This is a genomic window from Pseudomonas sp. MYb13 (assembly GCF_002980075.1).
Lineage (GTDB): Bacteria > Pseudomonadota > Gammaproteobacteria > Pseudomonadales > Pseudomonadaceae > Aquipseudomonas > Aquipseudomonas lurida.
Window position 1 is genome coordinate 1 of record NZ_PCQI01000028.1, and the last position, 17,874, is coordinate 17,874.

The following is a 17,874-nucleotide window of genomic DNA, read 5'->3' on the forward strand; positions in this document are numbered from 1 at the left end:
CGCCAGCGAGTGACTCCAGCCAAACCCCAACCCGCAGTCCACTTCCACTGCACTGGTGCGGTACAAGCGTGTCCACTCAAACGGCAGAATCCCGTCCAGGGCCCCATCGGTGAGGGTCAGCAGTTCCTCGCCCGTGACCATCGACACCGGGCAACCGTTCGTGGCGGTTTTGTCCGACGACGCAGCGGCATCCCCATTGGGATTGCGAGCAGTAGACGGCACGTCATCCACAGGCTCCTGGCGCACCAACACCGTCCGTTGCGTGGCCTTGTCCCGAACCAGCGGCACCGGGTTGGAAACCACCTGATCCCCAACCTTCAATGGCACATCTGGAATCACCCGGATCGGCGTCGCCGCGCTGCCCAGCAACAGCGGCTTGGCCGCTTCGACATGCGCTTCCAAGCGGGGCCCGACGAGCTGATCGGCCAGCATCTCCAGCCATCCACGCACGCGGCCGGATTTGATATGCCCCACCACTTGCACACCCAGACGAACGCGAACTCCCATGCCCCGCGTCGCCCAGATCAGAAACAGATTGATCAGCACCTCGCCGGTAATCTCGCCCAGCAATTCGTACATCTGCGGCGGTGGCAGCATGCGTATCCAGGCGACCATGGCCGACAGATAGATAAACAACAGCGGCTCATCGCTCAACACGAGCAGCCCATGGGCAATGGCGTCCTTGCCCAGTGTCAGCAGTTCGTCGAGTTCTGCCTGGGAGACGTACTGCAACAACTTCAGGCTATTGGTCTTGATATCCGCCAAGAGCTCGTACAGCTGGGTGAAGTTGTCCCAAAGGTTGTAGAGCGCCTTGGAAACGCCGGTTGAGAACGCCACGCCTTGCATCGCGCTGCGCTCGAAGGGTGTGGCGTTGGCGAAGTCATTCCATTGCGGCGTGAAGGTCTTCTTCCATTCATCACGCAGGCGGACTTCCAGATCAGCGATTACCGACTGATAAGACGCATACAGCGTTTTGATGTGATCCTTGGATACGTTGGGGTAGAAGGTGATCTGGTAGCGCTGATCACGGGTGCAGTCGTTGACTACAAGAATGCCGGTGGGGCCAATGATTCGATGGAGTGGCTCATTTATCGGACTGTCATCCGCAGCAATGGCTTGCAGCACCACCGGCGTATTGCCGATAGGCACGAACCGGGTGCTCTCGAACATATGCACCAGGGTCAACGAGCCCTGGGCCTTGCAGGTGGCAACCGTGCGGTTGGGTTTTTTGGACGAAGCGGGAGCAACGAGGGAAACGTCCTCTCCGACCTTGAACACCTGCTCCACTTCCAGTGCCGAAACGCTCCAGAAGCGTTCGGCCCACTCGTCAAAGGTGTTCAGGCAATTTCGGAAGTCACGGAAAACGCTGTTGACGTCCGGCCTCTGGCCATCCAAGGGCGACAGGACTAACTTGGCGATAACCGGAATCATGAGACGCACCCCTTGAGTGGGGCACGGATAGAGAAGTACATCGGCGGTCCCTCGCGCTGATTGGTCAGGCGAGAGACTTTGGAGAGGTTGGTAGGGAAAAGAAGTCGGCGCTATTCGCCGGCAAGGCTAGGACGTTTCGCCAAAGTCTCGGGCAAAACGAGGCTCCGTCGTAGGCAGGGGATTACAGGTTGGACAGTCCTACAGCTTCAACTGCCCAATCGCCTTGCTCAATTCCCCGGCCAGGGTGGCCAGTTCATTGCTGGTTGTCGCCGAGCCCACGGTCTGCTGCACGGTGTTCTCGGTTACATCACGAATGCTCACCACCGCGCGATTCATCTCTTCGGCGACGTGGCTTTGCTGTTCAGCGGCGACGGCGATCTGGGTGTTGCTTTCGCGCATCTGTGCCACGGCGCCGGTGATTTCGGCGAGGGCGGCCCCGGCCTCTTGGGCTTGTTGCACGCAGTCGTCAGCCTTGAATGAGCTTTCCTGCATGAAGTCCACCGCATCGCGGGTGCCCGCTTGCAGCGCGGAGACCATGCGGGTGATTTCGTCGGTAGAGCTTTGTACGCGCTTGGCCAGGTTGCGCACTTCGTCGGCAACCACGGCGAAACCACGGCCCATTTCCCCTGCGCGGGCGGCTTCGATGGCGGCGTTGAGGGCGAGCAGGTTGGTCTGTTCCGCGATGCTGTGGATCACGCTGACCACGCCGTTGATTTTCTGGCTGTCCTCGGCGAGTTTCTGGATCATTTCGGCGGTCTGTTGCACGCCCGTGGACAGGCCGGCAATCGAGCGCTGTACCCGCGTCACCACTTCCTGGCCGCTGCCGGCGAGGGTGTCGGCGGTCTGGGACAGGTCCCGTGTGGCGCTGGCATGCTGGGCGATGTGGTAGACGGTGGCGGTCATTTCGTTGATGGCGGTGGCGGCCTGGTCGGTTTCGCTCTGCTGGCCGAGCATGCCGTGCTGCACGTCGTTCATGCTGCTGGCCAGACGCGCAGCACCATCATCGAGTTGCTTGGCGGTGCGCGCCACGGTGTTGACCACGCGCTGGTAACCCGCCTGCATGGCATTGAAGGCGCTGGCCATCTGGCCCACCTCATCCTTGCACGCCAACGGCACGCGGGCCGACAGGTCGCCGGTTTTTTCCACGTGCAGCATCACGTCCTTGAGGGTGTTGAGCTGGCTGAGCAGGAAGCGGATCAGCAATTGCGAAGCGCCAAGCATCGCCAGCATCAAGATCAAGACCGCCACCGCATAGTTGGCGAAGCGTTCGCCGAACACCTGGCTCAGGCTGGGCGCATAGGCGAGCACGGCGACAGAGTACCCGTCGGGGCGAGCGATGATTTCAGCGCCCATCAATGGGTTCTCGCCGAACAACGGCATGTGATTGAGTTCGACCCAGCCAAGGGCGCTGCCCAGGGCTGACAGGTCCTGACCAGCCAGTTGTGGGGCTTGGCCGCGCTTGAACGTCAGCCAGTGTTCGCCCTTGGGCAGCGCTTCGCCAGCGGGCCAGGCGCCGAGCAAGTGCGCCTGTGCCTGCGCCGAGGCCCGCGAGGCGTCGCTGCGGGCCTGTTGTTCAAGCTGCACGGCGTAGAGCACCAACAGCAGGGTGGTGATGAAGGCGACCGCGTTGACGGCCCAGAATTTGTACTTCAGCGAGATGTTGCTAAGCCAGGCACCCATGGAAGGTTTTCTCTGATAGCGGAAACAGCATTGGCAAGGTGCCATTATTGTGCCGCTATCCCGGAAACCGGTTTTGACATGGGTCAATGCGCCGCATCAATCCACGTCGGGCAGCCCAAAAAAGCGGCGGGCGCAGTCAGTGCTGTGCTGGGCCAGGTCTTCCATGCTTTCGTTGCGATGCAGGGCGACTTCGCGCAGCACTTGCGGCAGATACGCGGGTTCGTTGCGGCCATTTTTTGGCTTGGGCCGCAGGGTCCGTGGCAGCAGGTAGGGAGCGTCGCTTTCCAGCATCAGACGGCCACGGGGAATCTCCCTGACCAGGGGGTGCAGGTGCGTCCCACGGCGTTCGTCGCAGATCCAGCCGGTGATACCGATGTGCAAGTCGAGGTCGAGGTAGCTGAATAACGCCGCTTGTTCGCCGGTGAAGCAATGCACCACCGCGGCGCTGAGGTGATCGCGGTAGTCCCTGAGGATGTCCAGCAAGCGTTGGTTGGCGTCACGTTCGTGGAGGAACACCGGCAGTTTCAGCTCGACGGCCAGTGCCAGGTGCTCTTCCAGGACTTTTTCCTGCTGTGGGCGCGGTGAAAAATCCCGGTTGAAATCCAGCCCGCATTCACCCACTGCGCGTACGCGGCTGTCGTTGAGCAACGCGCGCAAACCCTGTGCGCTGTCGCTGTTCCAGTCGCTGGCGGAATGGGGGTGGATGCCGGCGGTGCTGAACAGGCGCTGGCCGGTTTCATCCAGTTTTACGCACAGTTCCAGGGCCTGTTCGCTGCCCTCGACACTCGTGCCGGTGAGTACCAATTGCTGCACGCCAGCGGCATAGGCACGCTCGAGTACAGCCTGGTGCTTCTCGTCGAAACTGGGGTTGGTCAGGTTGACGCCGATATCAATGAGTTGCATGGTGCTATCTCCGCCTGCGGCCGGAAAGCATATCAGAGCTGTAGATTTATAAGAAAAACGAAGAACTACAAAGAGTTATAGCTGTCTTTGAACGTCGCAAGTGACATTGTGGTTGGCCGTACGCCTTGCCCGGTGCCACCGTTGCACGCCTTGCCAGCGCATAAAGCGCTCTGTTTCTGATCCCCACCGCCTCGTTTTTCGTGAGGGCGTTGGCCAGTATTCTTTTCCGGAGAGCGGATGATCCGACCCTCGGCGTTGCTTATGTTGTGCCTGGCGTTGCTGCTGCCCATGGCGGCGGTTGCGCGTCTGGACGGGCCGCTGGAAGTGACCAAGCCCGGCAAGGTCCGCGACTTGGCGCAGATTCGTTCCAGCCGCACTCTGCGTGTCTTGGTCAACCAGAGCCGTAACAGTTCCGGTGAAGTGCAAGGCCAGGCCATTGGTGTCGAATACCATCGCTTGCGCGCCTTCGAGCAATACCTCAATGGCCACGCCCGAGATGGCCAGGACATCAACCTCAAGATCATTCCCAAGGCCAAGGACCAGTTGCTCGGCGCGCTGGCCCGTGGCGAAGGTGACCTGGTGGCGCCCGGTGAGCTGCTCGATGTCAAGGCGGCGCACAAGATCAGCACCAGCGACCCGATTGCCAGCGATGTTCCCTTGTGGCTCGTGGGGGTGAAGGGCGAACGACGGTTTACCAAGTTGGAGCAACTGTCCGGTCGCACCTTGGCGCTGACCACCGGCAGTGCGGCGGCGGATGCGATCAGCCAGGTCAACCAGAAGCTCGCCCTGCACAAGCAGCCACCCATCAAGGTGGAATGGGTCGATCCAACCCTGGCCGTGGAGGACGTGCTGGAAATGGTCCAGGCCGGCATTTTCCACCTGACCATCGTCGAGAAACCGATTGCCGAACGCTGGTCGAAGATCCTGCCCAAGTTACGTTTCGACAAGCAGGTAGCGATCAGCGCGCCGGGCGACGAGTACTGGTTTGTGCGCCAGGATGCGTCGATGTTGCGGGCCAGTATTGATCGGTTCCTCAAGACCTATCGAACGCCGTCTGACCAGGATGTGGCGTTCCAGCGTATCTACCGTCGCCTCTATCAAGTGCGCAACCCTCTGGCTCGCGTTGACCGCCAGCGCCTGGAGAAACTGCGCCCGGTCTTGCAAAAGCACGCCCGCGAGCAGGGCATGGACTGGCTCAACCTTGCGGCACTCGCCTTCAAGGAGTCGGCGCTTGACCCTGGCGCACGCAACAGCGGCGGCCCCACTGGCTTGATGCAGATCACGCCCTCGGCCGCGCAGCGAGTGGGGGTCAACAATATCGAGAATCTTGACAGTAATGTGCAGGCCGGTGCGCGTTACCTGGCGATGATCCGCCGCAAGTTCTTTGCCAGCCCCAAGCTCAATGAACGCGAGCGCATGGCCTTTGTGCTGGCCGCCTACAACATGGGGCCGGAGCGCGTGCAGGGTATGCGCACCGAAGCCAAGCGCCGAGGGCTGAACCCCAATCAGTGGTTTTTCCAGGTTGAACGCATTGCCATGGAGCAAGTAGGGATGGGCGGCGTCAGCTATGTTAATAGCGTGAATAAATACTACTTGGCGTTCGATCGGGAACGTGAGTCCCTGGAGCCGCCAGCGCCGAAAATCGCCTCACGGAAGTAATCGATTTTATCGATATTGATCAGGCATTTTTTCGGCTTTTATCATTGCTTAAACTGATTAATATAGCGGCCAACAAACCCCTACTTTGAAAAGGATTATCACCATGAGCCCACTGATCAAAAGCATCCTGTCCACCCGCGCCGGTTACGGCCTGACCATCCTGCGCATCGTTGTCGGCATCATCTTCGCCGCCCACGGTTCGCAAAAACTCTTCGGCTGGTTTGGCGGCTACGGTCTGGCGGGCACTGCCCAGTGGATGGAAAGCATTGGCCTGGCACCGGGTACCCTGATGGCGCTGCTGTCGGGTGGCACCGAGTTCTTCGCTGGCCTGGCGCTGATCATCGGCTTGCTGGCTCGCCCTGCAGCATTGGGCCTGACCATCCTGTCGCTGGTGGCGATCTTCTCGGTGCATATCCATAACGGCCTGTTCATGGCCAACAACGGTTATGAGTTCGCGCTGGCCTTGCTCGGCGGCTCCCTGGCGGTGTTGCTGGAAGGCGCTGGCAAACTGTCAGCGGACCGCGCCATCGCCCACTGATTCGTCTGCTAGACCTCGAACAGGCCCGCCACGCGCGGGCCTTTTCGTTGCTCGGGATTCTTGACACCGCCCCACCGGCTTCTCTAGGATGCCGCTCATGCGCCGATTTAAACAGCTAATTGCGGGGCGCCATGGGTGATCGTTCTCGGTCCCGACAGAAGCATGCTCCATGCTTCGAAATTCCGCTAAAGCGCTGGTTCGGTGTTGCCTCTCACCTGCCCGCAGACTTTTGAGGCAGAGACACGACACGATGAATGCACCAAGCCCCCTGATACGCCTGGCCCCGATCACCGCGGACCTCACTCAACGCAATCCGAAAATTCTCCTGGGTGGCAAGCACCAGCCGACGCTGTTGCGTTACCTGGATGGCTGGCCGCGCCGGACTGGCCGACCCTCGGCATTCCTCATCCAGTTTGTTGAAGATGGCGATTCCCTTGCGCGTTTTGCCAGCGACAGCTTTGATCTCGCCGTTATCCAGGCCCCCAGCGCCAGCGATGCCGATGAGGTCATTCGCCATTTGACCCGCATTGCCCGGCAAGGGTTGATCGCCCGTCGCTGAACGTTCAGTGAATCAGGCTGTTAGCGTGCAGGCGACGACGATGCTGGCCGAGAAAGATCAGCCAGGCGACCAAGCATAATGCCAGCGGTATCGCCAAGGTCACCCACAGCTTTATGGCCAATACCAGGCGCCGCAACGGGGCATGGGCTTCGCGTTGCAAGGCATGCAGCTCCATGGGAAGGCGCAGGCGTTCCTTGTTGAGTGCTTGCAGCTGGGTGGTGGTGTCCACGGCCTGTGTGCCAAGGCCGGTTGTCCATGGGCTCAGCCGTTGCCATTCCAACTCCGTTCGGTGCAGGCGCCGCTCCAGCTCGCTGGCCTTCAAGCGATAGGCCTGGTGTGCGACGTTGCGCATGCGCTCCAGCACCGTCGGTGGTCGTTGCGGCGCCCCGCGCGAGCGAATAGCGGCGAGTGTGTCGGGGGCGGACAGGTTATCCAGCGTGTTCAGGACAAACAGCGCGTTGCTGTCCGGTGCCGGGCTGCTGACCTTGTCTGTCAGCATGTCAGTGTCCGCAATCACCACGACATGGATCTGCGCCGCCGTCTGCAGGCCAGGCGGCTGGCCCTTGATGCCATCGGGGAACACCGAATAGCTCGGCCCTTCGATACGCGCCGCGACGACATGGCGTCGCGCCTGGTTCGACGCCTCCTCCATCAATGCATCGAACGTGTTTGCACCGGTAAAGCTGTTGAGTTCCAGCAGCACGGCTTGCTCGGAACTTTGCAGAAGGGGAATGAAGGTCGTGCGACTTTTGTTCAGCCCTGAGAGTGCACCGCTGCTCGATACGGTTACCCCGTTGAGGTTCCATGTGCTGATGTCGTTTGTGTTCATCGCCTGGCGGGGCAGGTTCAACCTGACCTGGTGGAGGGCCCCCGGCGCGTCCCAGGGCGTGTAGCGGTAGTCGACCAACCGCTTGTCCGCCGGCATCTGCAGACCCCAGGCCGCAAGCAAATCGTCCAGCCGTGGGTTGGCAGGCGGCGCGTTCGAGGCTTGCTCGGTCAAGGGGTCGATAAACATCATCACCCTGCCGCCCCTCAATACAAATTGCTCAATCCCGTACAGGGTTCGCTCAGGCAACGCCTGTGGGTGCACAACCATGAGTGTTCGAATATGCCCGGGCACCTGCGCAGCCGTCGGCTCAAGATTGACCACATCGAATTCTCGCCGCAGTTCCTGCAGCAGCCGGCCTGCGGATTCCTCGATGGCCAGCCCCGACAACAAGGCAATAGTCGGGCGCTTGGGGTGCTGCAACTTATAGAGCAGGTGGCTGATTTCATACTCGAGCAAGGGTTCCCGGTCGAGACTGAAGGATCCGATCCGCCGTACACCATGGCCGGCGCGGGTGCCGATAAGGCCGAGAAACCCAGCGTTGTCGTCGAGTCCGGAGAGTCGTGCTTTGTAGGCATCTTCCGAGAATGGGGCAGGTTCAATAATGTGCAGGTTGATCATGCCCTTGGCGTGTTGTTCGTATTCCTTGAGCCGATCTTCAATACGCTTGCTGTAGCGTTTCACGGCGTAGTGTCTTTTGGGGTCGTTGTTTGAATTGAAATAATACAAGTCCACCGGCTCTTCCAGCGTGGCAATAAATTGCTCTACGGGCGGCGACAGGGTGTGCGTTTTCGATTGAGAAACATCCCACCGAACATCAGGAAGTTTACCTACCCAAACCAGATTGAACGCCAGGAACAGCAGCAGAATGACAGTAAGTGTCATACCGGTACGCAGAGTGGACCGCATTAAGGTGTTACCTTCTCAGCTGTGTTTGTAGTTGAAGGTGACTGTCGTCGCAGCGAGAAAGCCGAAGATCATGCTGACAAAGTAAAGCGTATCGCGAAGTGTAAGTTTTCCTTCGTCAATACTGCTGAATCGCACCATAGGATTAAGGGAAGCCAGGCTGTCGATCAACCATAAAGGGGATTGGTGTTCAAGCGCATCCAATAGAGCAGAAAGCCCACTGGCGGCCAGTAATAAAGACAGGGTCAGTACGAAAATGAGTGTGCGTTGCCGTACAAGGGCACATATAAAACAACCGGCCGACAGGTAGCTGCCCGCCAGTAACCAGCTCGCCACGAATTGTGAGGCGATAACACGGTTGTCTGCTTCACCCAGGTAGTTGGCAATGACAACGAGAGGAAACAGCAGCAACAGGGCTGTGCCTGCTACAAGCCAGGCGGCGAGGAATTTTCCGATGACCCATTCGAACGTCGTAATCGGCAGGGTTTTCATCAGCGCGAAGAAAACCGCGTTGGCTTCATCTGCCCACAGGTGGGTCGCCAAGGCGGGAACCAGCAGTAGATACAGCCAGGGGTGGAAGTGGAAGAACACCTGCAAGTCGGTCCCGTTTTGCTCCGGCCACGGGCTGACGTACAACCCCGATGTCACTGACAGCGCCAGGAAGATGGCAATGCTCAGGTAAGTACCGGGGGTGTGGGCATAGCTGACGAGCTGACGTTTTAGAATGATGGGCAATAGTTTCAAGCGGACGCCTCTTGGCTCAGGTGGTGGACCACATCATTCAGGCGACCTGGCTCAAGGTTCAGGGCGTTGATTTTCCAGCGGCGGTTGGCAATCAGTGTGTTGATAGGGGCATAGATGCTATGCCCAGGCATGGCGAGAACCGTCACTGTGCCGGGTGCGTGCCGATGCTCTTCGATGCCTGCCACGCCGGGTAGTACGGCCAGTGCCAGTAGATCCAACGGGCTCTCTGCGGCAAGGGTGACCGCCTGGAAGTGACGGGAACTGCGCTGCAGATCGGGCAGGGCGGTATCGGCCACCAGGCGACCGTCCGCCATCACCAAGGCACGGGTACACACTTCGGACAATTCATCACAGTGACGAGAGGCAATGACCACGGTCATTTCGTGTGTCAGGGATTGGATAAGCGCCCTGAATGCATGTTTCTGATCCGGTGCGAGCCCTTCGGTTGGCTCATCCAGCAGTAACAGGGTCGGGCCATGCAGGATGGCTTGGGCGATTGCGACTTTGCGCTTCCAGGCCATGGAGAGGGCGTCGAGGGGGGCATTGAGTACCGCAAACAGCTCCAGCCGTACGACAGCCTGCTCCACCCTGGCGCGCTTTTCGGCGCCATGGAAACCGCGAATGGCGGCGATGAAGTTCAGGAACGCTTTGACGGTCATCGTCGGGTGGCCGAGGTCGCTGGAATATTGATAGCCGACGAACTGCCTCGCGTGAAGTGCATGGGTTTGAGTATTGAACCCCTGGATATTGATATAACCGCTGGAGGGCTGCGTCGAACCGGCTATTAAATTGAGCAAAGCTGTTTTGGTGGTGGGATCTTTTCCAAATAGCCCCAGGCATTCTTGTGGATGAGCGCTGAATGAAAAGTCGCTGATGATAGTTGTGTGACCCGTGTATTTTGTCAGATTGCTTATTTCGATAATTTTTTTACCGAATAAGTTTGGCGTGACGAGAGGGCGTTAAAAAAGGGTACGGGTATTGGGCTTTTTTGGGAACGCCGAACAGCCTTAATAAGAGAAGTCCTACGTGCGAGGCGGGTAAGTCGCTGAAACAATGTGGGGTGTTTTGGAGTGTCCAATTTTCGAGTATTTACTTCTTGTTTGTATAAACTTGTTACCCTGCATATTGAGGCCTGAATGCGATGATGCTGCTACGTACCCTTGTTCTTGAACGCAACGGGCAGGATGCTCCGGTTAACGGCGCACTGCTCTGTGGGTTTGCTGTAGGTCAGACGGGCTCCAACTTTCTCGTTTATAGCCTGGATGAAGAGGTAGAGCCGGAAAGTTCCAGGGTTTATATCGCTGCGTTGCGTAAGAAGCTGGACCGGTACTTCCTCGGCGCAATTGAGTCCAAGGAAGACCTGCAGGTGGCATTGCAGGTGTTCAAGCAAATATTGACGTTGGCTTCTTCGGGAGCGAAGGCGGGTGCCGTCACCGAAACCCAAGTGCCCTATCACTTTGTCGACTTGAAAGGTTGCAAGCTGCCGCCTGCCAGGCCCGAGGACCATCACTCGGTGATCATCAAGAAGGCGTTGGTGATGAAAGTGATCACGCTGGGCATGTCGGCGCCAACGCTACCGGCCATCGAAAGCGCCTCTGTGATCGTGCCGTCCATTCGGTTTTCGTCGCAAATGATCTCACCTCCCAGGGGGCCTAATCCCTCCAGGCCGGAACATACGCCAGTGCAAGAACATCCCGTCGAGGAGATCCGGCAGTCACCTGTCGAAGCGCCTGTGGTCACGGGGCAGGCCGCACCTGACGTCCAACCTGAGCCCGAGGTGCAGGCGCCCCTGACACTCCCATCGTCGGGTGACCACAGCACCCTGTTCGAGGTGGACAGCACATTGACCAACCTCGCCCGGGTGGCTCAAGAGCTGACCCAGCAAAAACGCGTGGTAATCGAACGGGAATCGGCCCTTGAGCAATGGCAAGCACGGTTGCAGCAGGAGCAGGGTCAACTGGATGAGAGGGTTCGAGACCTGGAGCAACGCACCACTCTCGTGCAGGATCAGTCGCTTGCCGTCAGCCAGAGGACCGAAGCGCTGACGGTGATGATGTCGCAGGTGGCGGGTGTGCGGCAGAGCCTGCGGGGCCTGCTGCTTGAACTGGATCAGGTGTTGGACAGCTAGACTGTTGTGGCTACTTTCCCGGGTTCATTTATCATCAACGCCAGCCAACCGAAGCCTGGGTCTGAACCCCGAGCGGATCGGCACCTATGGACATTGCCTGGGGATGTAAGCGTTTGAGTACCAAGCTGATTACCAAAGAGGGTCATGAGGCGCTGAAGAAGGAGCTGGATTACCTGTGGCGTGAAAAGCGCCCGGATACCACGCGCAAAGTGACCTGGGCCGCCTCGCTGGGAGACCGGAGCGAGAATGCGGACTACCAGTACAACAAGAAACTGCTGCGTGAGATCGATCGCCGTGTGCGTTACCTGCGCAAGCGCCTCGAAGACATGCGCGTGGTGGAGTACATGCCCGAGCAGGATGGCAAGGTTTTTTTCGGTGCCTGGGTGGATATCGAAAACGAGCAGGGTGAGACCAAGCGTTTTCGCATCGTCGGCTATGACGAGATTTACGATCGCATGGATTACATCTCCATCGACTCACCCATGGCCCGTGCGCTGTTGCGCAAGGAAGTGGACGATGAGGCCATCGTGCAAACCCCAAGTGGTGAAGTGTGCTGGTGGATCACCAAGATCGAGTATGTGAAGTGAGCCGCGTTGGCCCGCACGCTGTGAGGCAGGCGGGCCAACGGCGTTTCAACCTTCGCGCAGCACGGTCAGCGGGCTGGCATTCAATGCGCGACGAGTGCCAAACACGCCGGCACCCCCGATCAGCACGGCACCGATCACCGGCAGCAACAGCAGCCACGGGTGAGGCTGCCACGCCAGGTCAAACGCGTAGCGGTACAGCACGAACGTCACCAGCTCCGTGCCCAGGGCTGCCAGCAGCCCGCTGACGGCACCCAGCAAGCCAAACTCGATACGCCTGGCCTTGACCAGCAGCTTGCGTTCGGCGCCCAGTGCGCGCAGCAGGGCGCCTTGGCGGATACGTTCATCCAGGGTGGCTTGCAGGCCGGAGAACAACACCGCCATTCCCGCCGCCAGTACAAACAGCAGCACGTACTCCACCGCCAGGGTCACTTGGGCGAGGATGCTGCGCAGTTGCTCCAACAACGCTTCGACTTGCAGGATGGTCACCGCCGGGAACGCCCGGGACAGGTCAACGATCTGCTGGTCATGCCCTGGCGCAAGATAGAAGCTGGTCAGGTAGGTGGTCGGCATGTCCTTCAAGGTGCCCGGCTGGAAAATCATGAAGAAGTTGGGCTGGAAGTTATCCCAGTTGATGGTCCGCAGGCTGGTCACCCGCGCCTCACGATTTTCCCCGCCCACCGTGAACACCAGGTGGTCATTGAGCTTCAGCTTGAGGCTTTGCGCCACCTTGGCTTCTACGGAGACGCCAGGGATTTCATCGGTGGGTTGCTGTGACCACCACGAGCCCTCTGTGAGGACGTTGCCTGGCGGCAGGTCGGCGGCCCAGGTCAGGCTCAGGTCGCGTTGTACCGCACGATCGCCACTGGAGTCTTTGCTGACGATTTCCTGCACGGGTTCGCCATTGATACTGATCAGGCGACCCGGCACCACGGGGTACAGTGGCGCGGATTGCGCCTGCACTTCCAGCAGGCGGGTGCCAAAGGCTTCCTTGTCGGCGGGCAGGATATTCAGGGCAAAATAGTTGGGCGCGTCCTTGGGCAACTGGTTTTGCCAGGTGTCGAGCAACTCGCCGCGCAACAGGGCGATCAAGCCCATGGACAGCAGGATCAAGCCAAACGCCAGGGATTGACCGGCCGCCGCCAGCGGGTGGCGCAGCAACTGGCCCAGGCCCAGGCGCCATGGCAGGGAGGCACGTGCCAGCAGGCGACGCAGGCTTTGCAGCAAAAGCAGCAGCAGGCCGCCAAGCACCAGTGCAGCCACCACGCCGCCGCCGAGCAGGGCGAAGGTCAGCACCAGGTCGAGGCTCAGGCGCCACATGATCAGCCCCAATGCAAACAACGCCGCGCCGTAGACCATCCAGGTACTGGAAGGAATCGGCAGCAGGTCTCGGCGCAACACCCGTAGCGGTGGCACCCGACCCAGTGCGGCCAGGGGCGGCAGGGCAAAGCCGGCGAGTGCGACGAGGCCGGTGCCGATCCCGGCAATCGCCGGTAGCAGCCCGCCGGGTGGAACGTCTGCCGGCAGCAGGTCGTGGAGGAAGTAGAACAGACCGAACTGCGCCAGCCAGCCGAGCAGGGCGCCGGTCAGGCTAGCCAGCAGCCCCAGGACGCTCAGTTGCAGGCTGAACAGCAACATGGCTTCACGTCGTGACAACCCCAGGCAGCGCAGCAATGCACTGGCGTCGAAACGTCGGGTGGCGAAGCGATTGGCCGACAGCGCCACGGCGACACCCGCCAACAGCACTGCCACCAGGCTGGCCATGTTCAGGTAGCGCTCGGCCTTGCCCAGGGCGCCGCCGATCTGCTGGTTGCCATCGCGCGAGTCCTGCAGGCGCTGGTTGGCGGCGAGCCCCGGCTTGACCAGGTCACGATAGGTTTGCAGCACCGTGCTGCCCTGTGGCCCGCGCCATAATTCGCGGTAACTGACGCGGCTGCCGGGTTGCACCACGCCGGTGGCATCCAGGTCCGCCAGGTTGATCATCACCCTGGGTGTGAGGCTGTAGAAGTTACCGGCGCGGTCCGGCTCATAGGTAAGGACGCGGGCGAGGCGCAGCGTCTTCATGCCCACATCGATGCTGTCGCCGACCTTGAGGTCCAGTGCGGTCAGCAGTCGTGCTTCCACCCAGGCTTCACCAGGTTTGGGGCCACCGCCCGGCGTTTCATCGCCGAAGGGCGCCGCGGCGCTCTTGAGTTCACCGCGCAGCGGGTACTGCTCGTTGACTGCCTTGATGCTGGAAAGCTGGATACCGTTATCGGTGGCAATGACGCTGGAGAACTCAACGACGCGGGCGTGATCCAGGCCCAGCTCGGTGCCGGACTGGATCTGCTCGGGACGGGCCGGCGAGCTGCCTTCGAGCACCAGGTCGGCGCCCAGGAATTCGGTGGCGCGCAACAGCATCGCGCCATTGAGGCGCGCGCCGAAGTAACCGATGGCGGTGCTGGCAGCGACGGCCACCAACAGGGCGAAGAACAACACGCGCAATTCGCCGGCGCGGGCATCGCGCAGTAATTGGCGCATGGCAAGGCTGAACAGGCGCAACAGCGGCAAACGTGCCATCAAGGCTCCAGGGGCGCGACCATCAGGCCGGCTTCAAGGCGGATCAGGCGCCGGCAACGATGGGCCAGGCGCTCGTCGTGGGTGACCAGTACCAGGGTCGTGCCGCTCTCTTTGTTGAGTTCGAACAGCAGGTCGCTGATGCGCTCGCCCGTGTGGCTGTCGAGGTTGCCGGTGGGTTCATCGGCAAACAGCACATCCGGCTCTGCGGCAAAGGCGCGGGCAATGGCCACCCGTTGCTGCTCGCCACCGGAGAGTTGGCGCGGCGAATGGGTCAGGCGTTGGCCCAGGCCTACGCGCTCCAGCAGGTGCCGGGCGCGCTCGCGGGCGTCCTTGCGGCCATCCAGCTCCAGCGGCAGCATGACGTTTTCCAGCGCGTTGAGGCTGTCGAGCAGTTGGAACGACTGGAAGACAAAACCTACATGCTCGGCACGGATGCGCGCGCGCTGGTCTTCGTCGAGGGTGCTGAGGGCTTGCCCGGCGAGGGTGACTTCGCCGCTGCTGGGCAGGTCGAGGCCGGCCAGCAGGCCCAGAAGGGTGGATTTGCCGGAACCGGAAGCACCGACGATAGCAAGGCTATCGCCCTTGTTCAGTTCCAGGCTCAGTTCGTGCAGGATAGTCAGTTCACCTTCCGCGCTGGGAACCACTTTGCTAAGGTTCCGCGCGGTGAGAATGCTTGCGCCCATGGAGAATCCGATGCGAATGTGGTTTTTGAGTGCTGGCCTGGCCTTGATGTGCATGGCCCAGAACGCAGCTGCGGGTACAGTCCTGATCGTTGGCGATAGTATCAGTGCCGGTTTCGGCCTGGATACCAGCAAAGGGTGGGTTGCCCTGTTGCAGCAACGGCTCAAGCAGGAAGGTTTCGACGATAAAGTGGTCAATGCTTCCATCAGCGGCGATACCAGCGCGGGAGGCCTGGCGCGGCTGCCGGCGGCGCTTGCAGAGCATAAGCCGGACGTGGTGGTGATCGAGTTGGGTGGCAACGACGGCCTGCGCGGTCAGCCGCCTGCGCAATTGCAACAAAATCTTGCGTCGATGATTGACCAGTCCAAGGCCGGTGGTGCCAAGGTGTTGCTGTTGGGGATGCAGTTGCCGCCCAATTATGGCCCGCGATACACCACCGCGTTTGCCGAAGTCTATGGCGCGTTGGCCAAGGAAAAAAATGTCCCGCTGGTGCCGTTTTTCCTCGAAGGCGTGGGCGGTCATCCCGAGCTGATGCAGGCCGATCAGTTGCACCCGGCGGTCGGTGCCCAGGGCAAGTTGCTGGAAAATGTCTGGCCGACGCTAAAACCGCTGTTATGACGCTTTTCTACCGGCAGGCTTTCGGCTAAGGTGGCGCCCCCCCGATTTGGAGCCCTTGATGTCGCGTCCTGCCTGGTCCCTGTTTAACTACCAACTGATCGAGCCGGACGAGCAGCTGGATCTGTTCGCCTGCCAGGAAGTGCGGGTGCATCTGGTGACGCGTCAATTGGAACTGGGCGGCTCCATCGATCGCACGCTGTGTGGCACGCTATTGCCTGCGCAACCGCGTTGGTCGCGGGTCGATCGTTCGATCTTCCAGGACCAGCGCCTGTGCCCGTTATGCCGTGCCATCCTGGAGTCCCAGAAGCGGGGTACACCGCCGATCTGGCCGGAGCTGCGTTTCGAGTTGTAGGGGGCAGCTAGAACCACGCTTCACGTATACAATCGATTTTTACCTACCCGTCGTTCTGCGAAGGATTTTCCGGATGTTGTCGCGCCTTTCCGTCGTCACTTGCTGCCTGTCCCTCGCTGCACTTTGTGCGGCCGGTTCTGCGTCAGCCTTGCAGTTGCCCTTGCCCCCACCGGGTGAAGACATCGTCGGTCAGGTCCAGGTGATCAAGGCCAAGTACGAAGACACCTTTGCCGACCTGGGCACCACCTATGACCTGGGTTATTCGGAGATGGTCGCGGCCAACCCCGGCGTCGATGCCTGGTTGCCGGGCGCGGGTACCGAGATCGTGCTGCCGACGCGCTTCATCCTGCCGCCCGGGCCTCGGGAAGGCATCGTGATCAACCTGGCCGAATACCGTCTCTATTACTTCCCCAAGGGCCAGAACGTGGTCTACACCTTCCCATTGGGGATCGGTCGGGAAGGCTGGGGTTCGCCCATCGCCCACACCAGCATCATTGCCAAGACGCCCAACCCGACCTGGACCCCGCCAGCCTCGATCAAGGCTGAGCATGCGGCCAACGGCGACCCGCTGCCCAACGTGGTGCCGGCCGGGCCGGACAACCCACTGGGCCCGTTCAAGTTCACCCTGGGCACGCCGGGTTACCTGATCCACGGTTCGAACATGAAATTCGGTATCGGCACGCGCACAAGTCACGGCTGCTTCCGCATGTTCAACAACAACGTGCTGGAAATGGCCGGCATGGTGCCGGTGGGGACGTCGGTGCGCATCATCAACGATGCCTACAAGTTCGGCAGCAGTGGCGGCAAGGTGTACCTCGAAGCCCATACGCCGTTGAATGATGACGGTACGCCGTCGGTGGTCGACAAGCACACTGCGGTGATCAACGCCTTGCTCAAGCGTGAAGACCTGGCCAATAACCTGCGGGTCAACTGGGACCAGGTGCGTGACGTGGTGGCGGCGGAAGATGGTTTGCCGACGGAGATCGGCGTACCTGGCGCCGCCTCGGTCGCGGCCAGCGCGCCGATCGACCTGCAGCAATAAGTCGCTCGATCATAAGCCCGCCACGGCCTTGCGCCGGGGCGGGTTTTTTATTGCCTGCGATCGCGGCACAAACCCCAGGCAATAAAAAAGCCGATCCAAAAATGGATCGGCTTGATAACAATCCCGAGGGATTATTACTTGCGGCTAGCTTTTTCAAGCATACGCAGGGCGCGCTCGTTAGCTTCGTCAGCAGTCTGTTGTGCTTTTTGAGCAGCAGCCAGAGCTTCATCAGCTTTACGGTAGGCTTCGTCTGCACGAGCCTGGGAGCGAGCTGCTGCGTCTTCAGTTGCAGTCAGACGTGCTTCGGTTTCTTTGGAGACGCTGCTGCAACCGGTAGCCAGAACTGCGGCCAGAGCCAGTGCAGAGAATTTCAGAACGTTGTTCATCGTGTTCCCCTTCAAGGACTTTCTATTAGATGGCTAGTATCTCAGAGTGAGCTAATAGCCGGCGTACATACTACCCATTACTTGTAGTAAGTAAACTGACGTAGCGCAAGAAGCAAAAAAAATTCTCGCGCCGAATCTATTTTGGCTAACCTTTTGAAGGTTTGTATAAAAACCGTCCAAATTTTTTCAATCAGGCGACAATTGGATCCAGGCTGAAAGGGCCGGCCCACATGTGTTAAGCCCTGTAGACAGATGAAAATTTATATATCCACGCTGAC

17 protein-coding genes are annotated in these 17,874 nt (G+C 60.1%); 8 read left to right on the forward strand and 9 right to left on the reverse strand.

Annotation, left to right across the window (positions count from 1 at the left end; translation table 11 throughout):
* The 3 genes from CQ002_RS27280 to CQ002_RS27290 all read right to left on the reverse strand — a co-directional run.
* Window positions 1-1,431 (reverse strand): DUF6531 domain-containing protein (locus CQ002_RS27280; protein ID WP_256589531.1); only part of this gene is annotated, 1,431 nt, incomplete at its 3' end.
* A 198-nt stretch (window positions 1,432-1,629) separates the two neighbouring features.
* Window positions 1,630-3,111, reverse strand: coding sequence for a methyl-accepting chemotaxis protein (locus CQ002_RS27285; protein ID WP_105161866.1), 1,482 nt, complete (start codon window positions 3,109-3,111; stop codon window positions 1,630-1,632).
* Window positions 3,112-3,207: 96 nt separating this feature from the next.
* Window positions 3,208-4,014, reverse strand: coding sequence for a TatD family hydrolase (locus CQ002_RS27290; RefSeq protein WP_034102744.1), 807 nt, complete (start codon window positions 4,012-4,014; stop codon window positions 3,208-3,210).
* 237 nt (window positions 4,015-4,251) lie between these two features.
* Here CQ002_RS27290 and CQ002_RS27295 point away from each other — a divergent pair, with 237 nt between their 5' ends.
* The 3 genes from CQ002_RS27295 to CQ002_RS27305 all read left to right on the forward strand — a co-directional run bounded on the left by CQ002_RS27295 (window position 4,252) and on the right by CQ002_RS27305 (window position 6,770).
* A complete protein-coding gene (locus CQ002_RS27295; protein WP_034102745.1) occupies window positions 4,252-5,673 on the forward strand; it encodes a transglycosylase SLT domain-containing protein in 1,422 nt (473 codons plus the stop codon).
* Between the two features lie 103 nt (window positions 5,674-5,776).
* On the forward strand, window positions 5,777-6,211 hold the full coding sequence (locus CQ002_RS27300; protein WP_025859184.1) for a DoxX family protein: 435 nt from the start codon (window positions 5,777-5,779) through the stop codon (window positions 6,209-6,211).
* A 250-nt stretch (window positions 6,212-6,461) separates the two neighbouring features.
* Entirely contained in the window at window positions 6,462-6,770 is a 309-nt protein-coding gene (locus CQ002_RS27305; RefSeq protein ID WP_069022490.1) for a hypothetical protein, read from the forward strand.
* Between the two features lie 4 nt (window positions 6,771-6,774).
* On the opposite strand, the gene CQ002_RS27310 is transcribed toward CQ002_RS27305, so the two are convergent.
* Genes CQ002_RS27310 through CQ002_RS27320 form a run of 3 tightly spaced genes read right to left on the reverse strand, consistent with a single transcriptional unit; the run spans window position 6,775 to window position 10,169 of the window.
* Window positions 6,775-8,505: a Gldg family protein gene (locus CQ002_RS27310; protein WP_105161867.1), complete on the reverse strand. Its 1,731-nt coding sequence runs from the start codon at window positions 8,503-8,505 to the stop codon at window positions 6,775-6,777.
* A 15-nt stretch (window positions 8,506-8,520) separates the two neighbouring features.
* Window positions 8,521-9,246: an ABC transporter permease gene (locus tag CQ002_RS27315; protein WP_069022494.1), complete on the reverse strand. Its 726-nt coding sequence runs from the start codon at window positions 9,244-9,246 to the stop codon at window positions 8,521-8,523.
* Complete coding sequence (locus CQ002_RS27320) at window positions 9,243-10,169, reverse strand: ABC transporter ATP-binding protein (RefSeq protein ID WP_105161868.1); 927 nt, start codon at window positions 10,167-10,169, stop codon at window positions 9,243-9,245. The genes CQ002_RS27315 and CQ002_RS27320 overlap by 4 nt, the downstream gene beginning before the upstream one ends.
* A 218-nt stretch (window positions 10,170-10,387) precedes the next feature.
* On the opposite strand from CQ002_RS27320, the gene CQ002_RS27325 reads away from it, so the two are divergent.
* Together CQ002_RS27325 and greB are read left to right on the forward strand one after the other, a co-directional pair.
* Window positions 10,388-11,374: a hypothetical protein gene (locus CQ002_RS27325; protein WP_105161869.1), complete on the forward strand. Its 987-nt coding sequence runs from the start codon at window positions 10,388-10,390 to the stop codon at window positions 11,372-11,374.
* A 113-nt stretch (window positions 11,375-11,487) separates the two neighbouring features.
* A complete protein-coding gene (greB, locus tag CQ002_RS27330; RefSeq protein ID WP_105163109.1) occupies window positions 11,488-11,961 on the forward strand; it encodes a transcription elongation factor GreB in 474 nt (157 codons plus the stop codon).
* 45 nt (window positions 11,962-12,006) lie between these two features.
* Here greB and CQ002_RS27335 read toward each other — a convergent pair whose 3' ends face one another.
* Complete coding sequence (locus CQ002_RS27335) at window positions 12,007-14,517, reverse strand: ABC transporter permease (protein ID WP_105161870.1); 2,511 nt, start codon at window positions 14,515-14,517, stop codon at window positions 12,007-12,009.
* Complete coding sequence (locus CQ002_RS27340) at window positions 14,517-15,200, reverse strand: ABC transporter ATP-binding protein (protein ID WP_010176179.1); 684 nt, start codon at window positions 15,198-15,200, stop codon at window positions 14,517-14,519. Before CQ002_RS27340 ends, CQ002_RS27335 begins: the two co-directional genes overlap by 1 nt.
* 10 nt (window positions 15,201-15,210) lie before the next feature.
* On the opposite strand from CQ002_RS27340, the gene CQ002_RS27345 reads away from it, so the two are divergent.
* The 3 genes from CQ002_RS27345 to CQ002_RS27355 all read left to right on the forward strand — a co-directional run bounded on the left by CQ002_RS27345 (window position 15,211) and on the right by CQ002_RS27355 (window position 17,210).
* Entirely contained in the window at window positions 15,211-15,816 is a 606-nt protein-coding gene (locus CQ002_RS27345) for an arylesterase (RefSeq protein WP_034102762.1), read from the forward strand.
* 58 nt (window positions 15,817-15,874) lie between these two features.
* Entirely contained in the window at window positions 15,875-16,168 is a 294-nt protein-coding gene (locus CQ002_RS27350) for a hypothetical protein (RefSeq protein WP_025859175.1), read from the forward strand.
* Window positions 16,169-16,241: 73 nt separating this feature from the next.
* The gene (locus CQ002_RS27355; RefSeq protein ID WP_025859174.1) at window positions 16,242-17,210 is read left to right on the forward strand and encodes a L,D-transpeptidase family protein; all 969 of its coding nucleotides are present in this window, start codon (window positions 16,242-16,244) and stop codon (window positions 17,208-17,210) included.
* A gap of 134 nt (window positions 17,211-17,344) precedes the next feature.
* On the opposite strand, the gene oprI is transcribed toward CQ002_RS27355, so the two are convergent.
* A complete protein-coding gene (gene oprI / locus CQ002_RS27360) occupies window positions 17,345-17,596 on the reverse strand; it encodes an outer membrane lipoprotei OprI (RefSeq protein WP_003172710.1) in 252 nt (83 codons plus the stop codon).
* Between the last annotated feature and the right edge of the window lie 278 nt (window positions 17,597-17,874).